At 65.0% G+C, this 535-nt stretch carries 1 protein-coding gene; it reads right to left on the bottom strand.

The annotated features are described in order from the left end of the window. Nucleotides 1-116: 116 nt before the first annotated feature. Nucleotides 117-535: BMP family ABC transporter substrate-binding protein (locus EOA29_RS39510; RefSeq protein WP_127222569.1), on the bottom strand; the 419-nt coding region annotated here is incomplete at its 5' end.

Raw genomic sequence — 535 nt, 5'->3', positions numbered from 1 at the left:
GGGGGGAGGGGTCGCCTCAACCGCCTCGATGTTGATTGAAGGATGGAGTGCGTCGCGGGCGACCCCTCCCGGCCCTGCGGGCCACCCTCCCCTCAAGGGGGAGGGGAGCGCAAGCCTCAATCCGAAACCGGCGTGTTCTCGTCGACGTCGACGCGGAAATTGCCTTCGAGGATCTCGGCCTTCTTCTTCTCGACCAGGTCCTTGACCTCCGCCGGCAGCGTCTTGTCGAACTTGTGGTAGGGCGCCAGATAGGAGCCGCCCTTGGCCATGCGCGAGAAGTCGCCATAGTCCTGCGCGGTGAAGACGCCGGCCTTGACCAGCTTGATCGCCTGCTCGACCGTCGGATACATGTCCCACACCGGGCCGGTGATGACCGTGTCGGGGCCGAGGCTCGACTGGTCGGACATGTTGGAGATGGCGAGAATCTTCTTCTCCACCGCCGCCTCGATGACGCCGAAGCGCTCGGCATAGATGACGTCGACGCCGGCATCGATCTGCGCCACCGCCGCTTCCTTGGCCTTCGGCGGATCGAAGA

It is taken from the genome of Mesorhizobium sp. M1E.F.Ca.ET.063.01.1.1 (assembly GCF_003998155.1).
Lineage (GTDB): Bacteria > Pseudomonadota > Alphaproteobacteria > Rhizobiales > Rhizobiaceae > Mesorhizobium.
Note: the sequence above shows the minus strand (reverse complement) of the source record. Positions and strands in the feature narration are given on the sequence as shown.